The organism is Stutzerimonas nitrititolerans (assembly GCF_003696285.1).
GTDB classification, from domain to species: Bacteria; Pseudomonadota; Gammaproteobacteria; order Pseudomonadales; family Pseudomonadaceae; genus Stutzerimonas; species Stutzerimonas nitrititolerans.
Window position 1 is genome coordinate 255,430 of sequence record NZ_RFFL01000003.1, and the last position, 17,538, is coordinate 272,967.

General features: G+C 63.5%; 14 protein-coding genes. 6 read left to right on the forward strand and 8 right to left on the reverse strand.

Annotated elements, in window-relative coordinates; translation table 11 throughout:
- Window positions 1-25 precede the first annotated feature (25 nt).
- Window positions 26-955, forward strand: a complete 930-nt coding sequence (locus tag EA795_RS05155) for a 2-hydroxyacid dehydrogenase (RefSeq protein ID WP_122075916.1) — start codon at window positions 26-28, stop codon at window positions 953-955.
- A 29-nt stretch (window positions 956-984) separates the two neighbouring features.
- Window positions 985-1,878, forward strand: coding sequence for an aldose 1-epimerase (locus EA795_RS05160; protein ID WP_122075919.1), 894 nt, complete (start codon window positions 985-987; stop codon window positions 1,876-1,878).
- A gap of 152 nt (window positions 1,879-2,030) precedes the next feature.
- Here the strand turns inward: EA795_RS05160 and EA795_RS05165 are convergent, their stop codons facing one another.
- The 5 genes from EA795_RS05165 to EA795_RS05185 all read right to left on the reverse strand — a co-directional run bounded on the left by EA795_RS05165 (window position 2,031) and on the right by EA795_RS05185 (window position 9,286).
- Window positions 2,031-3,305 carry an OprD family porin gene (locus EA795_RS05165; RefSeq protein ID WP_122075921.1) on the reverse strand — a complete coding sequence of 425 codons (1,275 nt, stop codon included), beginning with the start codon at window positions 3,303-3,305 and terminating at the stop codon, window positions 2,031-2,033.
- Window positions 3,306-3,595: 290 nt separating this feature from the next.
- Entirely contained in the window at window positions 3,596-5,869 is a 2,274-nt protein-coding gene (locus EA795_RS05170) for an ATP-dependent DNA helicase (RefSeq protein ID WP_122076046.1), read from the reverse strand.
- Window positions 5,866-7,512 carry a VRR-NUC domain-containing protein gene (locus tag EA795_RS05175; protein ID WP_122075924.1) on the reverse strand — a complete coding sequence of 549 codons (1,647 nt, stop codon included), beginning with the start codon at window positions 7,510-7,512 and terminating at the stop codon, window positions 5,866-5,868. Before EA795_RS05175 ends, EA795_RS05170 begins: the two co-directional genes overlap by 4 nt.
- A gap of 106 nt (window positions 7,513-7,618) precedes the next feature.
- A complete protein-coding gene (locus EA795_RS05180) occupies window positions 7,619-8,032 on the reverse strand; it encodes a hypothetical protein (protein ID WP_058076848.1) in 414 nt (137 codons plus the stop codon).
- A 240-nt stretch (window positions 8,033-8,272) separates the two neighbouring features.
- Entirely contained in the window at window positions 8,273-9,286 is a 1,014-nt protein-coding gene (locus EA795_RS05185; protein ID WP_122075926.1) for a LacI family DNA-binding transcriptional regulator, read from the reverse strand.
- A gap of 184 nt (window positions 9,287-9,470) precedes the next feature.
- Between EA795_RS05185 and EA795_RS05190 the strand changes: the two genes are divergently transcribed.
- The 4 genes from EA795_RS05190 (at window position 9,471) to pgm (ending at window position 14,877) form a co-directional block, all read left to right on the forward strand.
- Entirely contained in the window at window positions 9,471-10,631 is a 1,161-nt protein-coding gene (locus EA795_RS05190) for a Gfo/Idh/MocA family protein (protein WP_122075927.1), read from the forward strand.
- A 9-nt stretch (window positions 10,632-10,640) separates the two neighbouring features.
- Window positions 10,641-11,729: a sugar phosphate isomerase/epimerase family protein gene (locus EA795_RS05195; protein WP_122075929.1), complete on the forward strand. Its 1,089-nt coding sequence runs from the start codon at window positions 10,641-10,643 to the stop codon at window positions 11,727-11,729.
- Window positions 11,730-11,772: 43 nt separating this feature from the next.
- Window positions 11,773-13,011, forward strand: coding sequence for a nucleoside permease (locus EA795_RS05200; protein ID WP_122076048.1), 1,239 nt, complete (start codon window positions 11,773-11,775; stop codon window positions 13,009-13,011).
- Window positions 13,012-13,212: 201 nt separating this feature from the next.
- A complete protein-coding gene (gene pgm, locus EA795_RS05205; protein ID WP_122075931.1) occupies window positions 13,213-14,877 on the forward strand; it encodes a phosphoglucomutase (alpha-D-glucose-1,6-bisphosphate-dependent) in 1,665 nt (554 codons plus the stop codon).
- Between the two features lie 87 nt (window positions 14,878-14,964).
- Here the strand turns inward: pgm and EA795_RS05210 are convergent, their stop codons facing one another.
- The 3 genes from EA795_RS05210 to EA795_RS05220 all read right to left on the reverse strand — a co-directional run bounded on the left by EA795_RS05210 (window position 14,965) and on the right by EA795_RS05220 (window position 17,490).
- The gene (locus tag EA795_RS05210) at window positions 14,965-15,585 is read right to left on the reverse strand and encodes a LysE family translocator (protein WP_122075933.1); all 621 of its coding nucleotides are present in this window, start codon (window positions 15,583-15,585) and stop codon (window positions 14,965-14,967) included.
- Window positions 15,586-15,728: 143 nt separating this feature from the next.
- The gene (locus EA795_RS05215; protein ID WP_122075935.1) at window positions 15,729-17,024 is read right to left on the reverse strand and encodes a TRAP transporter large permease; all 1,296 of its coding nucleotides are present in this window, start codon (window positions 17,022-17,024) and stop codon (window positions 15,729-15,731) included.
- Window positions 17,014-17,490 (reverse strand): TRAP transporter small permease, encoded by a 477-nt coding sequence (locus EA795_RS05220; RefSeq protein ID WP_014852870.1) that lies wholly within the window; start codon window positions 17,488-17,490, stop codon window positions 17,014-17,016. Before EA795_RS05220 ends, EA795_RS05215 begins: the two co-directional genes overlap by 11 nt.
- Window positions 17,491-17,538 lie beyond the last annotated feature (48 nt).

Genomic DNA, 17,538 nt, shown 5'->3' on the forward strand with positions numbered 1-17,538 from the left:
CTACAGCCTCGACCAAGGATTCTTCATGACCTGCATTCTGCAACTCGGCCCGCTCAGCGAACGTTTCAATCGAACCCTGGCCGCCGAGCACGAGGTATTGCCGATCTGGCAGGCGGATGCCGAAGCGCTGCTCGCCGAGCATGCGCAGCGCATCGAGGTGGTGGTGACTTCCGCGCGTTTCGGCTGCAGTGCGGCGCTGATCGAGCGATTGCCTCGATTGCGTGCCATCTGCAGCTTCGGCGTGGGTTACGACTCCATCGATGTCGCCGCGGCGCGAGCGTGCGGCATTCCGGTCAGCAATACACCGGATGTGCTGAATGATTGCGTCGCCGATCTCGCGTTCGGGCTGCTGATCGACTGCGCGCGGCAGATGTCCCGCGCCGACCGTTTCGTACGCGACGGCAACTGGGGCAGGGCGCAGCTACCGCTCGGACACAGGGTCAGCGGCAAGCGCCTGGGCATCCTCGGCCTCGGTCGGATCGGCGCGGCCATAGCCAGGCGGTCGAGCGGTTTCGAGATGCAGGTGCGCTACCACAACCGGCGCCCGCTCGCCGGCTGTGACTATGTCTATGAAGCGAGCCTGCACGAACTGGCGCGCTGGAGCGACTTCCTGATCGTGGCCTGCCCGGGCGGCGAGAATACACGCAACCTCGTCGACCGCCCGGTAATGGATGCATTGGGTTCGCAGGGCGTGCTGATCAACGTGTCGCGCGGCTCGGTGATAGACGAGCCGGCCCTGGTCAGCGCGTTGCAGGATGGACGCCTGGGCGGGGCAGGACTGGACGTTTACGTGCACGAGCCGCAGGTGCCGCCGGCGCTGCTGGAAATGCCCAATGTGGTACTGCTGCCGCACATCGGCAGCGCCACAGAGGAAACCCGGCTGGCGATGGAAGAATTGCTGTTCGACAACCTCCGTTCCTTTCTCGAGCGGGGAGAAATGCTGACGGCGGTCTGACGCCCCGCCACATTGCCAGGGGCCTTGCCATGCAGAGTTCTTCAACGCTGCCGGAAATTCATCTGCAACGAGGCCCCCTGAGCCTCTCGGTTTGCCCCGAGCTCGGCGGCGCCATCACCCGACTGGCTTATCAGGGCTTCGATCTGCTGCGACCCTGGAATGGCGAGGCCAACGTGCGATGCAGTGGCTGCTTCGTCCTGGCGCCTTTTTCCAACCGGATCGGCGATTCAGGGTTCGAGCATGAGGGCGTGCATTACCCGCTGCGCCCCCTCTCAGCGGATTTCTCCCTGCCGATCCATGGCCTTGCCTGGCAGCGACCCTGGACCCTGGTCCATCAGGACGAAACCGGCATGACCCTGCGGCTGACCCATCGCCCCGTCGGAGACCAAGCGCTGGACTGGCCCTTTGCGTTCGAGCTGGAGCACGAACTGCAGCTGCACGAGACGCGCATCGAACTGCGGCTGACGTTGCGTAGCCTCGATGAACGCAGCATGCCGGCGGGGCTGGGCTGGCATCCGTATTTCGCGCGCCCTGGCGTGCCGCACGTGCAGTTCCGGGCGCAATCGGTATGGCTGAGCGACGAGGCGAACCTGCCTCGCGTGCGCTCCGATATCCCCGGCTATTGGGATTTCCACGACGCAAGGCCGCTGCACGAACCGGGGCTGGACAACTGTTTCAGCGGATGGGACGGCAAGGCGAGGATCCGGTGGCCGCAGCGAGGCATCGAGTTGCGGATCAACGCTTGCCACGCGCTGGATCATCTGGTGGTTTTCACCCCGCAGGCTGAAAGAGGCCTGTTCGCGCTGGAGCCGGTGTCCCATGCCAACAATGCCCTGGGCATGCCGGACCCGCTGGCGAATGGCATGCGGGTGCTGGGGCCGGGCGAGACGATGACAGCGAGCTGCAGCCTGCACCTGACGTAGGCTGAACCTGTTCGGCCGTGACGGCAAGGACGCTGGCCGAATGAATTCGGCCCTACGAAAGCGTCACTGTTGAAAAAAAGCCCGTCACGAAGACGGGCCGAAATTTTACGCAACAGGAACGAGGAGAGTTGCGTCTTGCCAGGAGCCTGGATCTACAGCAGCGAGATCGGGTAGTTGAAGATCAGACGGTTTTCGTCGAACTCGTTGCGGCTGAATGAGCTGTCGCGGCGCATGCTGGAGTTGCGCCATTTGATGTTCAGGCTCTTCAGCACGCCGCTTTGCACGGTGTAGGCCAGTTCGGTTTCACGACCCCATTCCTTGCCATCGTCGATAGTGGCGGTATGGATGTTGTCGCCACTGATGTAGCGGTTCATCAGGGTCAGCCCGGGAATACCGAGCCCGGCGAAATCGTAGTCGTGACGCAGTTGCCAGGAGCGCTCCTTGCCGGCGTCGTAGGCGGAGTTGAAGCTGTCGTTGGCCAGCGACGCGCCGCTGGTGCCATTGACGCGCATCCAGCCGTTGTCGCCGCTCACTTTCTGCAGGCCGACATAGATTGTGTGGGCGCCTGCATGCAGGCCGAACATGCCCGAGTAGGTCTTGTTGTCCAGTTCGCCCGCCAGGGCACTGCCTTCATCCTTGCCGGTGAAATAGCCGAGGTTGGCGGAGAGCGCCAGGCTTTCGCTCAGCGGATGGACGTGCTGGAACTGGACGTAGCTCTGCTGATAGATGTCCTCGAGGCGCGCATGCCAGAGGCCGACCTTGCTTTTCTCGCCGAAGGCATACTCGGCGCCGGCGAAGTTGAAGCGGTCGGAGGTGGCGGTGATGCCGTTGATGCCGTCCCGGTAGATCATGTCTTCCATGCTGCCATCGTCACGCGGGCTGTTCTGGCGCATCTGGCCGCCGTAGAGCGTGAAATTGGTGATTTCCTTCGAGGTGACCATGCCGCCCTGGAAGGTCTGCGTCAGCGAGCGGCCATCGTCCGAGCGCAGCACCGGCAGCACGATGGGCCATTCGCCTATCCGCAGCTCGGTCTCGGAGAACTTGGCCTTGGCCGCGACTGCCAGCCGCCCGAAGCTGTCGGCGGGAGTGCCGTCGGTGCCACGTGGGAGCAGGCCGGTGCCGTAGGTGCCGCCACCGCCATCGAGCTTGACGGCGACCATTCCCAGCACATCGACGCCGAAACCGACAGGCCCCTGCGTGTAACCGGACTGAAGGTTGAAGATGAAGCTCTGCGTCCATTCTTCAGCCTTGCTCTGGCCGTAGAGCGGGTCGACGAAATTGCGGTTGATGTAGAAGTTGCGCAGGTTGAGCGTTGCGCTGCTGCCGTCGATGAAGCCTGCGGATTCCTGGGCGAGGGCGGGCATGCCAAGCGCCATCGACAGTGTGCCTGCCAGCACGGAGGCTGAGAGGGGCGTGCGTGGGATCATTGTTGTTGTACTCCCTGGTTCTGGTAGCCGCCACGGCGCATGGGCTGGAACGAGGCGGATGAAGCGCGACTGCTTGCTACCTGCGCTGTAGTTTAGTGTTATCAGTTGTCGTATGACATGAGCGATTATCGCTGGGAGTGATGGTTTGTCAATCTCGTTTCAGAAAGAATTTGAGGTCCGAAGATTATTGGCTTTTGTGTGTAGCCATTGAATTGTGCGGGGTAGAGCAGGAAAGGGTGTGTTGGAAAAAGCAATCCAAAACAATCATCAGGTGATGGGATGACGTATCTCTAATCGCTCGAATCAGTGACTTGCCACCAGCCGGGCAACAGGCGCCGCACCTGCGGACGGGCGAAGCGATCGTCGATCAGGTGCACCACGCCCTGGTCCTCGGTGGTACGGATGACGCGCCCGGCCGCCTGCACCACCTTTTGCAGACCGGGGTAGAGGTAGGTGTAGTCGTAGCCCTTGCCGAACAAGGCATCCATGCGGATCTTCAGTTGCTCGTTGACCGGATTCATCTGCGGCAGCCCAAGGGTAGCGATGAAGGCGCCGATCAGCCGTTCGCCGGGCAGATCGATGCCTTCGCCGAACGCTCCGCCCAGTACGGCGAAGCCGATGCCGCGACTGTCGCAGGTGAAGCGCTCCAGAAAGACTGCGCGCTCGGCTTCGCCCATGCCGCGCGTCTGCTCCCAGAACGGCAGGTCGGGATGCTGTGCGGCCAGCATGGCGCTGACCTGCTGCAGGTAATCGAAACTGCTGAAGAATGCCAGGTAGTTGCCCGGGCGCGCCCGGTACTGGCGCGCCAGCAACTGCACCACTGCCTGCAGCGAGGCGCTGCGGTGCTCGTAGCGCGTCGAGATGTGCCGCGCGAGTCGGACCTGCAATTGCTCGGCGCTGAACGGCGACTGCGCTTCGAGCCATACGTTGTTCACCGGCAAGCCCAGCGTATCGGCGTAGAACTGACGTGGGCTGAGCGTTGCGGAGAACAGCACGGCGGTGCGCGCCTGCCGCAAGCGTGGCTCCAGAAAAGGCGCCGGTAGCACGTTGCGAATGCACAGGAGCGAACCCCGGCCGGCGTTCTGCCGGTGCGCTGACAGCAGGCTGCAATCGAACAGCGAATGTTCGCCGAACAGCTCGGCGATACGGCAGAAGTGCGTCGCCTCGAAGTAGGCGTTTTGCAGCGCCGGGTCGAGTCCGCTCGGATGCTCGCCGAGGTATTCGGTGATGGCGCTGATGGCCTGCTGCAATGCGAAAATCAATTTGCCCGGTAATTGCGAATGGACGACATAGGACGTGTTCTGTTCAGCGTGCAGCTCGCGCCAGCAACGCAGAATACGCCGCAGGGACTTCTTCAGAACTTCTGGAGAAGAGGAAGGCAAGTCCTTGAAATTGCGGAAATCCAGACTGGCGCTGTACATGCTTCGGCCACGCTCCAGCAAATTGTGCGCTTCGTCCACCAGCACGCAGATGCGCCACTGGTTGGCCTGCGTCAATCCATGGAGCAGGGCGCTGACGTCGAAGTAGTAGTTGTAATCGCCGATGACCACATCGGCCCAGCGCGCCATTTCCTGGCCGAGGTAATAGGGGCAGACCTGATGCTGCAAGGCGATCTCGCGTAACGCGGCCTGGGTCAGATGAGGGCATGACAGTGCGGCCGCGCGAGCCGCCGGCAAGCGATCGTAGAAGCCCTTCGCCAGCGGACAGGATTCACCGTGGCAGGCTTTATCGGGGTGCTCGCAGGCCTTGTCGCGGGCAACCAGTTCCAATACCCGCAGCGCAAGTGGCGCATCGCTTGGCGCCAGGCGGCTCAAGGCATCCAGCGCCAGGCGCCGCCCCGGAGTCTTGGCGGTGAGGAAGAACAGCTTGTCCAGCTTCTGGCCGGGAAAGGCCTTGAGCGGCGGAAAAAGCGTGGCCAGCGTCTTGCCGATGCCGGTAGGCGCCTGGGCCATCAGGTGGGTGCCGGTACAGACGGCCTTGTACACCGCTTCCGCCAACTGGCGCTGGCCGGCACGGAATTCACGATAGGGGAACCGAAGGGTGTCCAGCGCCTGATCGCGGCAGGCGCGATGCGCCATTTCCTGCTCGGCCCAGTCGATGAATCGCTCGCACTGCATCTCGAAAAAGGCACGCAGAGATTCGGCCGCGAAGGTCTCGACGATCGCCGTTTCCTTCTGCGTGACGACGTCGTAGTAAACCAGGGCGATGCTCAGCGATGGCAGGCCGCGGGCCTTGCACAGCAGCCAGCCGTACACCTTCGCCTGCGCCCAGTGCAATTGACGATGGTTGTCCGGCTGACGGGTGAGGTCGCCCCGGTAGGTCTTGACCTCTTCCAGGCGGTTGGCTGCCGGGTCGTAGCCATCCGCGCGACCACGTACCTGCAGGTTGCGGTAGTGGCCTTCCAGCGCCACTTCCCGTTCATAGCCTTCGCCACGGCGAGCCGCGACCTGCCCATGGCCGGCGATACCTTCCTGCGCGGTGGGCGAGGGGGTGAAACGCAGGTCCAGATCGCCCTGCTTGGCGGTGAACTCGCAGAGCGCGCGAACGGCGACCCGATAGCTCACGGCGACGCCCCGGCCCATTGCACGTAGCAGACCGCCACCGGAATTTCGTGCCGGCGGGCATGGGCGAGCCAGCGCTTCTGGTTATCCTGCAGGCGATCGCCCGGTCCCTTCACCTCGATCATTCGATAGCGTCGCTCGCATGGCCAGAACTGGATCAGGTCCGGCAGACCGCTGCGGTGGTTGGGTACATCCAGCAGGATACGTCTGAAGCAGGCATCGAGGTGGGTTGCGGGCAGGCAGTCCAGCGCGAGCTCCAGCAGCGTTTCGTCGAGCAGCGTCCAGCTGACGAACTGGGACTGGATGCCGAATTTCTCGCGGTAGCGCCGGCGGATGCGCTCGCCGTAGCTGCCATCCTGAAGTGATTGCAGACAGGCTTCGAAGGCTTCGGCGCGGCGTGAATAGAAATCCGCACGTGCCAGATCGGCCGGCGCGGCGTGAAAGGGATGAAAGAAGGCGCCCGGCAGTGGCGCGAAGATGGCTTCCCAGCAAAGCAGGCCGAGCAGCGAATTGAGCAGGGTGTTTTCCACGTAGAAGACCGGCGCATCGGCGCAGCTCAGATGCTCGAGCACGACCTGTTCGACGCAGATACCCAATGTCGGCTGGGGCAGCTGCAGATTGATGCGTTCCACCTCTGCCGCCGGCTCGCGACGTGGTGGTGTCTGCCCCAGGCTGCGACGCAGCCGCGGCAGCATGCGCTGCACCTGCTGAGCCTCGGCTTCGCTTTTCGGTGCGGCCAGGGCGAGCAATGCCAGCTGCAACGCCGCCTCGGTCTCGCCACCGAGTTCCAGCACCCGGATATGGCGCTGGCGCGCACCGGGATAGCGAATGCCGGCATACAACCCCAGGGCCCGGCGCAGTTCACCGTCGCGCTCGTACTGCCGGGCCACGCTCAGCAACAGCTTGCCGCGACGGTTCTCCAGCCATTCGTTGGGGTACGCAGAAGGGGGAATCTGGGCCAGCACTTCGTCCAGCGAATCTCCCGCCTCGAAGCGCTCGCGGCAGCGATGCAGGCGCAGGTAGGCGTCGACGTCCTCGCGGCTGGCGAACGCGCGGGAGGTAGGCGCGAACGCCACCTGCTCGTAGCGGTAGATGCCCAGGTCGGCCAGCACGAACTCGCTCCAGTCCTGGTGGATGTTGCCGAAGAACATCAGCCGCAGCCGCTCGCACAGCGGGTCTATGCGCAGCTCGAACACCTCGTCGTCCAGCGCTGGGTGCCATTGCGCGAGCGGGCGCGGGTCGTGCTGTCCGTCAGCCATGGCTCCGAGCAGCTCGGCCTTGCGTACACCGGAGGCAGCGGTCAGGCCCAGTGCGAGGATGCATTCGTCCTTTTTCAGCAGGCCGAACAGCTGGGAGATATCCAGTAACGGGGCGGCGTCCACCCAACCTAGCGCGACGAGCGCCCGAGCCGCTGCCCGAGGGCAGCCGATTTCGGCATAGCGCAACTTGCTGGCACGGAACAGCTGGCCCTTGCGCATGATCATGCGCACCAGCAGCGCCCGCGAGGCCTGGGGAAGCTGCCCGAAACGGTCGATGAAGCCGCGCTCTTCGTCGTCCAGCAGGTCGCCGTGATGCAGGCCCACCCAGGCCAGCACCTGCTGAAAGTTGTCGAGGTAGTAGAAGGGGTTTTCCAGCGGCTGGCGCATCGAACGTCCGGTTCGGTAGAGCGGTCTCGGAGACTGTGTATTTATACAGTTTGCCGTCAGGTTGGCAACGACTGGACGATCAGTGGCGCAGAGCAGCCAGCGATTCTCACAAAGCCTGGTTCTGTCCCGATTCCGGCTCCAGCACCGCAATGGTCTGGTCGCTGTTCCTGTACGACACCAGTGCGGCGAGCCAGCCTTGCAGTACGGGTGATCGATTCTTCTGGCTGCGCATCGCGCTGACGATGATTTCCCGGGCGATCACCACCATCGCCCCTTTGCTGCCCAGGAAGTGCCAGTTGAACCAGCCATCGCCATAGGTGAGCGGCGTCTTCTGCCCGGGTGCGAGGGGGATGTAGACCTTCACCGACAGATCGAACAGCACCTCCGGTTTGGAGATGATCAGCAACTTGACGTCCGCCACCTTGCTCAACCAGTAGCGATGATCGAAACGGCTGCCAGTCAGTGCCGCCGACTGGCTCAGGGCATCGTTGATCAGCGCTCTGTTATCGATGAGTTGCACGGCAAAGGCTTCCGTTTGCAGAGGGTGATACCGGCGTTTCGAGCATTGCTTCATGCGAAGCCGCGACGAGACCGGCGACAGACCGCGAAGTCGGGACGTTCGCCCACTTCGCCTGGCATCCGGGTTATCGGTCCGTTGGCGCTTATGTTTAACGCCGGGCGACGGAATGTCCGTTGGGAGCTGGAGAGGCCGGCGCGAATCGGATCCTTCAGAGGGCGTCCACGAAGCAGCGAGCGAAGATCAGGCAGGGCATCGGGGCGCCGCCGCCGTGCTGCCGCGCACCACCAGGCTGTACGGCAGAATCAGGTGAGGGGTATCGAGCGGGCGCTGTTCGAACTGTGCCACCAGCATCTCGACCGCGTGCCTTCCGAATGCCTCGGCGGGCTGTGCGATGGTCGTCAGCGGTGGGTCGCAGAATGCGGCGAAGGGGATGTCATCGAACCCGGCGACCGATACGTCCTGGGGGACGCGAAAACCGCCCTGACGGATGCGCTGGATGGCACCGATCGCCATCTCGTCGTTCTCGCAGAAAATCGCCGTGGGTCGATCCGCACAGCGCATGAGCAGGCCGGCAGCTTCGTAGCCGGCCTGCAGTGTGAAATTGCCGCGGCACAGCAGCTCGGGGTCGGGGGCGATGCCTGCTTCCCTCAGGGCATCTTCGTAGCCGGCGATGCGCTCGCGCGTCAGCGGGCTGCCTTGTGGGCCCTTGATCAGGCCGATGCGACGATGGCCCAGTGCGAGCAAGTGTTCAGTCATCGCGCGGGCCGCGGCGCGGTTGTCCAGGCGAACGCTGGGGCAGGGTGGCGCATCGAGCACTTCGCAGGCGTTGACCATCGGTGGCAGGCTGTCGCCGTGACGACAGGTTTCGCCGAAAGGATTGAAGGCGCGAAGCTGGATCACGCCATCTGCCTGGTGGGCGTGAACCAGTTCGGCATAAGCGGTCTCGACTTCTTCGCGCCCCCAGGTATCGCACAGCAGTACGCGGTAGTTGAACGATTGCGCGGCCTCTTGTATGCCGCTGATGACGCGGGCGAAGAACACATTGGCAATCACAGGGACCAGCACCACGAGGTTGCGTGTTTTGCGCGAGCGGAACTGCACGGCCATCAGATTCGGGCGATAGCCGGCCTGTTCGACTGCCGAGTGCACCCGGTCGCGGGTCTGCGGAGAAACCCTTTCGGGCGTCTTCAATGTGCGTGAGACGGTCGCGACGGATACTCCGGCCAGTTCGGCCACCTTGCGAATGTTCGGCATAACCCCTCGATGGTCGTTGCTGGCCCAATCGGCTCAGCCCGCAGCGTAACGCAGCGACGTCACCGCGGTCGCTCGCTTGTTGCGTCCTATTCCAGCTTGACAGTGACGGCTTTGCTGCTAGCGTCTGATGCAATGTAACCGGTTACATTGCAAGTGATCAAATCTCGAGAACTGGAGCAAAGGCATGGATTCAACCGGTCAATCGAAGGTTCGGGTGGGTATGGTCGGTGGCGGTGACGGAGCGTTCATCGGCGAGGTGCACCGACAGGCGATGCGCCTCGATGGCCTTATCGAGTTGGTCTGCGGTGCCTTCAGCCGCGACCCTGGCAACAACAACCGCAGTGGTGCGGTTCTGCATCTCGAACCGGGGCGTTGTTATGACGCCTGGGAGACGCTGCTGGCGGCCGAGCAGGCGCGCCCGATGGATCAGCGCATGGAGCTGCTGGCCATCGTGACGCCCAACCATCTGCATGCGCCCATTGCCGAGGCGGCCTTGCGTGCCGGCTTCCATGTGTTTTCCGAGAAGCCGGCAGCACTGTCGCTGGCTGACATGCAGGCGCTTGCCGCCACCCAGGCCGACAGTGGCCGACTGTATGGGCTGGCGCATACCTACCAGGGATATCCGATGGTCTGGCAGGCGCGGCATATGGTGCAGACCGGCACGCTCGGTCGACTGCGCAAGATATTCGTCGAGTATCCGCAGGGCTGGCTGAGCGAAGACCTGGCGGGGCAGGGCAACAAGCAGGCGACCTGGCGCGACGAGCCAGCCAAGGCAGGACCGAGTGGGTGCATGGGCGACATCGGCATTCACGCGTTCAACCTGGCCGAGTTTGTCAGCGGCCAGCGCATCGAGCGACTGTGCGCGGATCTTGGCGTGCATGTCGCGGGACGGCAGCTCGACGATGACGGTGCCGTGCTGTTCCGGACCGACGGTGGCGCCAGCGGCGTACTCGTCGCCAGCCAGGTCTGCACCGGCGAAGAGAACGGCCTGACGCTGCGCCTGTACGGCGAGCGCGGCGGACTCGACTGGCGTCAGGAGGAGCCGAACAGCCTGGTTCACCGGCCGCTTGGCGAGGCGTTACGGGTGCTGCGGGCCGGAGTCGACCAGCGTTGGCTGTGCGATGAGGCGCTTCGGCGTCTGCGCCTGCCCGCCGGGCATCCCGAGGGGTATCTCGAAGCGATGGCCAATCTCTATACCGACTTCGCCACGTCCATCCGCCTGGGGCGCACGCCCGAAGTGCCGGGTGTCGCTGCCGGTCTGCGCGGCATGGCCTTCATCGAGACGGTCGTTGCCAGCCATCACGGCGCCAACAAGTGGACGACGCTGGCCGTTACCGAACGATAGGAGCCCAAGATGCAGCAGCCCACGACACCCAGCGGTACTCGCGGTCCGGCCATTCGTGGCCCGGCCATCTTCCTTGCGCAGTTTCTCGGGTCGCAGGCGCCGTTCGACAACCTGCCGAACCTGGCGCACTGGGCGGCCTCGCTCGGTTATAGCGGGATTCAGCTGCCAACGCTCGGAACGCAGTGCCTGGACCTGCAACGCGCCGCGGAAAGCCAGACCTACTGCGACGAGCTCAAGGGGCTCTGCGCCGAGGCCGGCGTCGAAATCAGCGAACTTTCGACCCATCTGCAAGGCCAACTGGTGGCGGTGCACCCGGCGTTCGATGGTCTGTTCGATGAGTTCGCGCCGGTGGAACTGCGTGGCCAGCCAAAGGCCCGTAGCGCGTGGGCCATCGAGCAGTTGCACCTCGCGGCCAAGGCCAGCCAACGTCTGGGGCTCAGCGCCCATGCGACGTTTTCCGGTGCGTTGTTATGGCCGTACATGTATCCCTGGCCACAGCGACCGAGCGGCCTGGTCGAGGAGGGCTTCGCCGAATTGGCGCGGCGTTGGCGGCCGATCCTCGATGCGTTCGGGGAGGCCGGGGTCGACCTGTGTTTCGAGATCCACCCCGGCGAGGATCTGCACGACGGCGCCTCGTTCGAGCGTTTTCTCGATGCAGTGGACCAGCACCCGCGCGCAAAGATTCTCTACGACCCGAGCCACATGCTGCTGCAGCAGATGGATTACCTCGGCTTCATCGACCGCTACCACGAACGCATCGGCATGTTTCACGTCAAGGACGCGGAGTTCCGCCCGGACGCCCGTTCTGGCGTCTACGGCGGTTACCAGGGCTGGCTTGAGCGCCCCGGACGGTTTCGCTCGCCGGGCGACGGCCAGATCGATTTCAAGCAGATATTCAGCAAGCTGACGCAGTACGGCTATGACGGCTGGGCAGTACTCGAATGGGAATGCTGCCTCAAGGATGCAGGGCAGGGAGCGGCGGAAGGCGCCCATTTCATTCGGCAGCAACTGATCGACCGCGCCACGCGAGCCTTCGACGATTTCGCTGGCGTTGAAGGCAGTACGTCGAGTAACCGCCGGCTGTTGGGGCTCGATTAGGCGCTTTTTCACGACAGGCGTGCACAACAACAAGGACAAGACCATGAGCACACTCAATGTACGGCTGAGCCTGATGATGTTCCTGCAGTTCTTCATCTGGGGCGGCTGGTTCGTCACCCTCGGCACCTTTCTCGCCAACAACCTGAGCGCGACCGGCGGCCAGATCGGCATGGCCTTCTCGACCCAATCATGGGGCGCGATCCTGGCGCCGTTCGTGATCGGGCTGATCGCCGATCGTTATTTCAATGCCGAGCGCCTGCTCGCCATCCTGCACCTGGTCGGTGCGGTACTGTTGTTCCAGCTTTACCGGGCCAGCGACTTCGCGGCGTTCTACCCATTCGTGCTGAGCTACATGATCGTCTACATGCCCACATTGGCCTTGGTGAACGCAGTGGCCTTCCGGCAGATGCGCGATCCGGCGCAGGAGTTTTCGAAGATCAGGGTGTGGGGCACAGTGGGCTGGATCATCGCTGGGCTGGTGATCAGTTTTCTGTTCGGCTGGGATTCCCAACAAGCCATCGCGGCCGGTGCGCTACGCAACACCTTCCTGATGTGCGCCATCGCGTCCGCGTTGCTTGGGCTGTACAGCTTCAGCCTGCCCAGCACGCCACCACTGGCCCGGCGCGAGCAGGGCGGTCTGAGAGCGATCCTCGGCCTGGATGCGCTCAGGCTGCTGAAGGATCGCAGCTTCGCCATCTTCTTCGTCGCCTCGGTGCTGATCTGCATTCCACTGGCCTTCTACTACCAGAACGCCAACCCCTTCCTTGCCGAGATCGGCGTGGACAACCCGACCGGCAAGATGACCCTGGGGCAGATTTCCGAGGTGCTGTTCATGTTGCTGCTGCCGCTGTTCATCCAGCGTTTCGGCATCAAGAAGACGCTGCTGCTGGGCATGCTCGCCTGGACGTTGCGCTACGCGCTGTTCGCCTACGGCAATAACGGCGATCTGCTCTTCATGCTGGTGGTCGGCATCGCCTTGCACGGGATCTGCTACGACTTCTTCTTCGTTTCCGGACAGATCTATACGGACACCAAGGCCGGCGAAACCTTCAAGGGCTCGGCACAAGGGCTGATCACACTGGCCACCTATGGCGTCGGCATGCTCATCGGCTTCTGGGTGGCCGGCAAGGTGACCGATCATTTCGCCGCAGTCCCGGGGCACGACTGGCAGAGCATCTGGCTGTTCCCGGCGGTGTTCGCGCTCGGTGTCTTCCTGGCATTTTTGGTTGCGTTTCGAGAGCAGCGTCCGGCCAGTCTCTCGGCAGCCGCCAAGACCGCTTAGCCTGCTTGCAACGAGATTTGGCAGCGGTGGCTGCCGGCAATATCATCCGCGGGCGGCCAGCCCCGAACGTTCACGGGAACCAAAACCCAAGGGGTGGGGGTCTTAGCGCCTAGGTTGAGCAATACCTTTTGCGTTTGCTGCTTCCCGTGCCGCCCGTGATTTATTCGAGGTGGCGTTTCCATTTTCTCTAAGGAACGACAGATGAGCCTCGACCTCAACGCAGGACGCCTGCCTGACGACAGCACCCTGACCAATATTCCGCGCCTGATTTCGCGCTACTACAGCGAGCGCCCCGAGCCGTCGGACCCCGCCCAGCAGGTCGCTTTCGGCACGTCCGGGCATCGCGGCTCCTCGCTCAAGAACAGCTTCAACGAATGGCACATCCTGGCGGTGACCCAGGCGATCTGCGATTACCGCCGTGAGCAGGGCATCGACGGCCCGCTGTTCGTCGGCATGGATACCCACGCGCTGTCCGAGCCGGCGTTCGTTTCGGCGCTCGAAGTGCTGGCTGCCAACGGCGTAGAGACGCGCATCGATTCCGGTTGTGCCGAAACCAATGGCGAGCCCGGCTATACGCCGACCCCGGCGATCTCCCATGCGATCCTGGAGTACAACAAGGGCCGCAGCAACGGGCTGGCCGATGGCATCGTCATCACGCCGTCGCACAACCCGCCGGCCGACGGCGGCTTCAAGTACAACCCCTGCAACGGCGGGCCGGCCGATACGGGCGTGACCAGATGGATTCAGGACCGCGCCAATGCCTTGCTGGTGGCTGGACTCCGGGGCGTCGAACGGATGGATTTCGCCCAGGCGCTGAAATCATCCCATGTCCGCCGTTTCGACTTCATCGATCACTACGTGAGCGGCTTGGGGCAGGTGATCGATCTGGAGGCGATTCGCCGTTCCGGGCTGAAGTTCGCGGTCGATCCGCTGGGTGGTGCCGGTGTGCATTACTGGTCGCGCATCGCTGAGCGCTACGCTTTGCCGCTGGAGGTGCTGTCGACCCGCATCGATCCGACCTTCCGCTTCATGCGTCTGGACTGGGACGGCAAGATCCGCATGGACTGCAGCTCACCCCACGCCATGGCCGGGCTGATCGAAAGCAAGGACCGCTTCGATGTGGCCTTCGCCTGCGACACCGATCATGATCGGCATGGCATCGTGGCCCGCTCCAGTGGGCTGCTCAACCCTAACCATTACCTCGCCGTGGCCATCGAATACCTGTTCACCCACCGCCCCGAATGGAGCGCCCAGGCGGCCATCGGCAAGACGCTGGTGTCCTCTTCGATGATCGACCGCGTGGCCAGCGGGATCGGCCGACAGGTGATCGAGGTACCGGTCGGCTTCAAGTGGTTCGTCGACGGCCTGATGGACGGCAGCCTTGGCTTCGGTGGCGAGGAGTCTGCCGGGGCTTCGTTCCTGTGCAAGAGCGGCAGCGCCTGGTCGACCGACAAGGACGGCATCATCCTCGGCCTGCTGGCGGCGGAGATAACCGCCGTCACCGGCAAGGACCCGGGGGAGCGCTATCGGGCATTGACCGAGCGCTTCGGCGCGCCGGTGTATCAGCGCATCGATGCGCCGGCTGATCGCGAGCAGAAGGCCAGGCTGGGCAAATTGTCGGCCTCGCAGGTCTCGGCATCGGAATTGGCCGGTCAGCCCATCACCCAGATTCTCACCGAGGCGCCGGGCAATGGCGCAGCGATTGGCGGATTGAAGGTGGTCACCGATAACGGCTGGTTCGCTGCGCGGCCATCCGGCACCGAGGACGTCTACAAGATCTACGCCGAAAGCTTCGAAGGCCAGGCGCACCTGGAGCGCATCCAGGCGGAAGCCAAGGCGCTGGTCGATAGCGTGCTGGCGGGTTGAGAGAGTGGCTTGGCTCTTGTCGGTGAACGGTGGCAGCTAGGGACTGCCGCCGTTTCGGCGCGAGCCGCGTACCAATGGCAACAGACCCTAGGCATCACGACCGGATAACGCGAGCTGCGCGCCAAGCCCGGCAAATGCACCGGCAAAGCCCCGCCGCAGCCAGGCCTGGACACGAGCCGACTCGATGACGGCCGTTCGAAAGGTATCGGCCAGCAAGCCATACACCGCGAATACCGCGAAGGTCATCAGCATGAACACGGCACTGAGCGACAGCAGTTGCAGCGATGGTGACGAGCTGCCGGGCTCGACGAACTGCGGCAGGAAGGCCAGGAAAAAGATCGTGAGCTTGGGGTTCAGGATGTTCAGCAGAAAGGCTTTCGTTACCAGGCCAGACGGCCCGTGTTCGTCCTTCACCGTCTGCACCGTGAATGCCGAACGGTCCCTCCAGGTGGCGACTGCCAGATAGAGCAGATAGGCCGCGCCGGCGTACTTGAGCACTTCGAAGGCCAGGGCGCTCGCATGCATGACCGCTGCAAGTCCCAGTACCGTCGCGAGCAGGTGCGGAATGATACCCAGCGTGCAGCCGATCGAAGCCAGAAAAGCAGCGCGGCGGCCCTGCATCAGCCCGGCCGAAACGGTGAAGATGACACCGGTTCCGGGAATGAGCACGACGATGAGCGAGGTGATCAGGAACTCCGTGGTGGGCATGACAAGGCGACTCCCTTGCAGGGCAGGTGGATGAGGCGGTCGACGTCAGCATAGCCAAGCCGATACTGGCGGGCGAGGCGGGAGACGTCACATCAAAGGGCTACGCGGACGGCAACCATGGCTACCGTCCGCTTCGGGTGGCGCTACACCGCGTAACCCAGCACTCGCGGCAACCACAGTGCGATTTCCGGGAAGATTGCGACCAGTACCAGCGCGCTACCCATCACCAGCACGAACAGCAGGGCCCAGCCGACCGTCTGTTCCAGGCGGATCCTGGCGACCTCGGCGGTGACCATCAGGTTGATCGCGACCGGCGGGGTGAACTGGCCGATGGCGATGTTCATCGCCAGCAGAATGCCGAACCATACCGGGTTCCAGCCGAAGTGCTGCATTACCGGAATCAGAATGGGCATCAGGATCAGGTAGATCGAAATGGCATCGAGCAGCATGCCCGCCAGCAACACCGCCACCATCACCAGGATCAACAGCACCGCACCATTGTCTGATAGCGAGATCAGCCATTCGGCCAAGTGGCGGAAGGTGCCGAGCATGGTTCCGGCCCAGGCGAAGATGCCGGCCAGGGCGATGATCAGCATCACCACGCCGGAAATCACACCTGCTTCACCGCAGAGCTTCCAGAGGTTGCGCCAGTTCAGCTCACGAGTGACGAACAGGCCGACCAGCACGCCGTAGGCGACGCCGGCCACGGCCGCTTCGGTGGGTGTGAACAGGCCGCTGCGCAGCCCTCCGAGGATCAGCACCGGCGCAAACAGCGCGGGCAGGGCCTGGCGGAAGCTTTCGCCCAAGGGCGGGCGTTCGGCTCCTTCGGGGTTTTCCCAGCCATAGCGTCGGGCCAGCAGCCAGGCCGGCAGCACCAGCACCAGGCCGGCGATGATTCCCGGAAACAGGCCCGCGGCGAACAACGCACGCAGATCCACGCCCGGTACCACGATCGAATAGAGGATCAGCGCGATGGAGGGCGGAATCAGGATGGCAGTGGAGGCGGAGGCGGCAATCAACGTCGCCGAGAAGGGCTTCGGGTAGCCCGCCTTGGTCATGCTCGGCAGCATCACCATCGCCACCGCGGCAGCATCTGCCGGGCCCGAACCGCTCATGCCGCCCATGATCAGGCAGACGAGAATGGCCACCATCGCCAGACCGCCGTGGCGCGGGCCGATCAGTGCCTGGGCGAAGCGCACCAGACGCAAGGCGACGCCGGATTTCTCGAAAACGAGACCGGTAAGGATGAACAGCGGGATGGCGATCAGCGGATACTTGGCGACGCCGTTGTAGGTATTGGTACCCAGCGTGGCGAGCATGTCCGGCGTGAGGCCGACGAGAATGCCTATCGCGCCGGATAGCGCCAGGGAAAATGCAACCGGCACGCCTATCAGCAGCAACAGCAGGAAGCTGACGAGCATCCAGAAATCAGGGCTCATCGGTGAGCCTCCCGCGCAGTCGGTCCAGGGTCATCTGGCTCAGTCGCACGATCATCAGCAATGCCAGCAATGGCAGCCAGACGACATACCACCAGTTCGGCAAACCGAGCCCCGGCGACTCCGATTCCCATTGGTACTCTTCCAGCGCGAATTGCCCGGCGAACCAGACCACCAGACCCAGCACGGCCACACTGGCCAGCCACTGCAGCACGATCAGCGGCACGCGCAACCGCGGGAACAGTCGCTCGAGAAAGCCGATGCGAATATGCCGATTGCTGCGCATCGCTACCGAGGCGCCGGCAAAGGTCAGGATGACCAGGAGAAAGACTGAAAGCTCTTCGGTAAACGCGAAAGAAGCATCGGTAAAGTAACGCACTACCACGTTGGCCAGGCTGATCAGGCTGATGATGACCAGCGCCAGGGTAGCCAGTACGCGCTCAAGGCGCGCGTCCTGTCGATTGTTCATGGGTTTCCTCGACCCCGGCGGCATGTAGCCGCCGAGGCAAAACGGTTT

Excerpts from the sequence above, each read along its gene's own strand:
- EA795_RS05155 (WP_122075916.1), top strand. The coding sequence starts at position 26 with ATGACCTGCATTCTGCAACTCGGCCCGCTCAGCGAACGTTTCAATCGA.
- EA795_RS05160 (WP_122075919.1), top strand. The coding sequence starts at position 985 with ATGCAGAGTTCTTCAACGCTGCCGGAAATTCATCTGCAACGAGGCCCC.
- EA795_RS05165 (WP_122075921.1), bottom strand. The coding sequence starts at position 3,305 with ATGATCCCACGCACGCCCCTCTCAGCCTCCGTGCTGGCAGGCACACTG.
- EA795_RS05175 (WP_122075924.1), bottom strand. The coding sequence starts at position 7,512 with ATGCGCCAGCCGCTGGAAAACCCCTTCTACTACCTCGACAACTTTCAG.
- EA795_RS05185 (WP_122075926.1), bottom strand. The coding sequence starts at position 9,286 with ATGCCGAACATTCGCAAGGTGGCCGAACTGGCCGGAGTATCCGTCGCG.
- EA795_RS05190 (WP_122075927.1), top strand. The coding sequence starts at position 9,471 with ATGGATTCAACCGGTCAATCGAAGGTTCGGGTGGGTATGGTCGGTGGC.
- EA795_RS05195 (WP_122075929.1), top strand. The coding sequence starts at position 10,641 with ATGCAGCAGCCCACGACACCCAGCGGTACTCGCGGTCCGGCCATTCGT.
- EA795_RS05200 (WP_122076048.1), top strand. The coding sequence starts at position 11,773 with ATGAGCACACTCAATGTACGGCTGAGCCTGATGATGTTCCTGCAGTTC.
- pgm (WP_122075931.1), top strand. The coding sequence starts at position 13,213 with ATGAGCCTCGACCTCAACGCAGGACGCCTGCCTGACGACAGCACCCTG.
- EA795_RS05210 (WP_122075933.1), bottom strand. The coding sequence starts at position 15,585 with ATGCCCACCACGGAGTTCCTGATCACCTCGCTCATCGTCGTGCTCATT.
- EA795_RS05215 (WP_122075935.1), bottom strand. The coding sequence starts at position 17,024 with ATGAGCCCTGATTTCTGGATGCTCGTCAGCTTCCTGCTGTTGCTGCTG.
- EA795_RS05220 (WP_014852870.1), bottom strand. The coding sequence starts at position 17,490 with ATGAACAATCGACAGGACGCGCGCCTTGAGCGCGTACTGGCTACCCTG.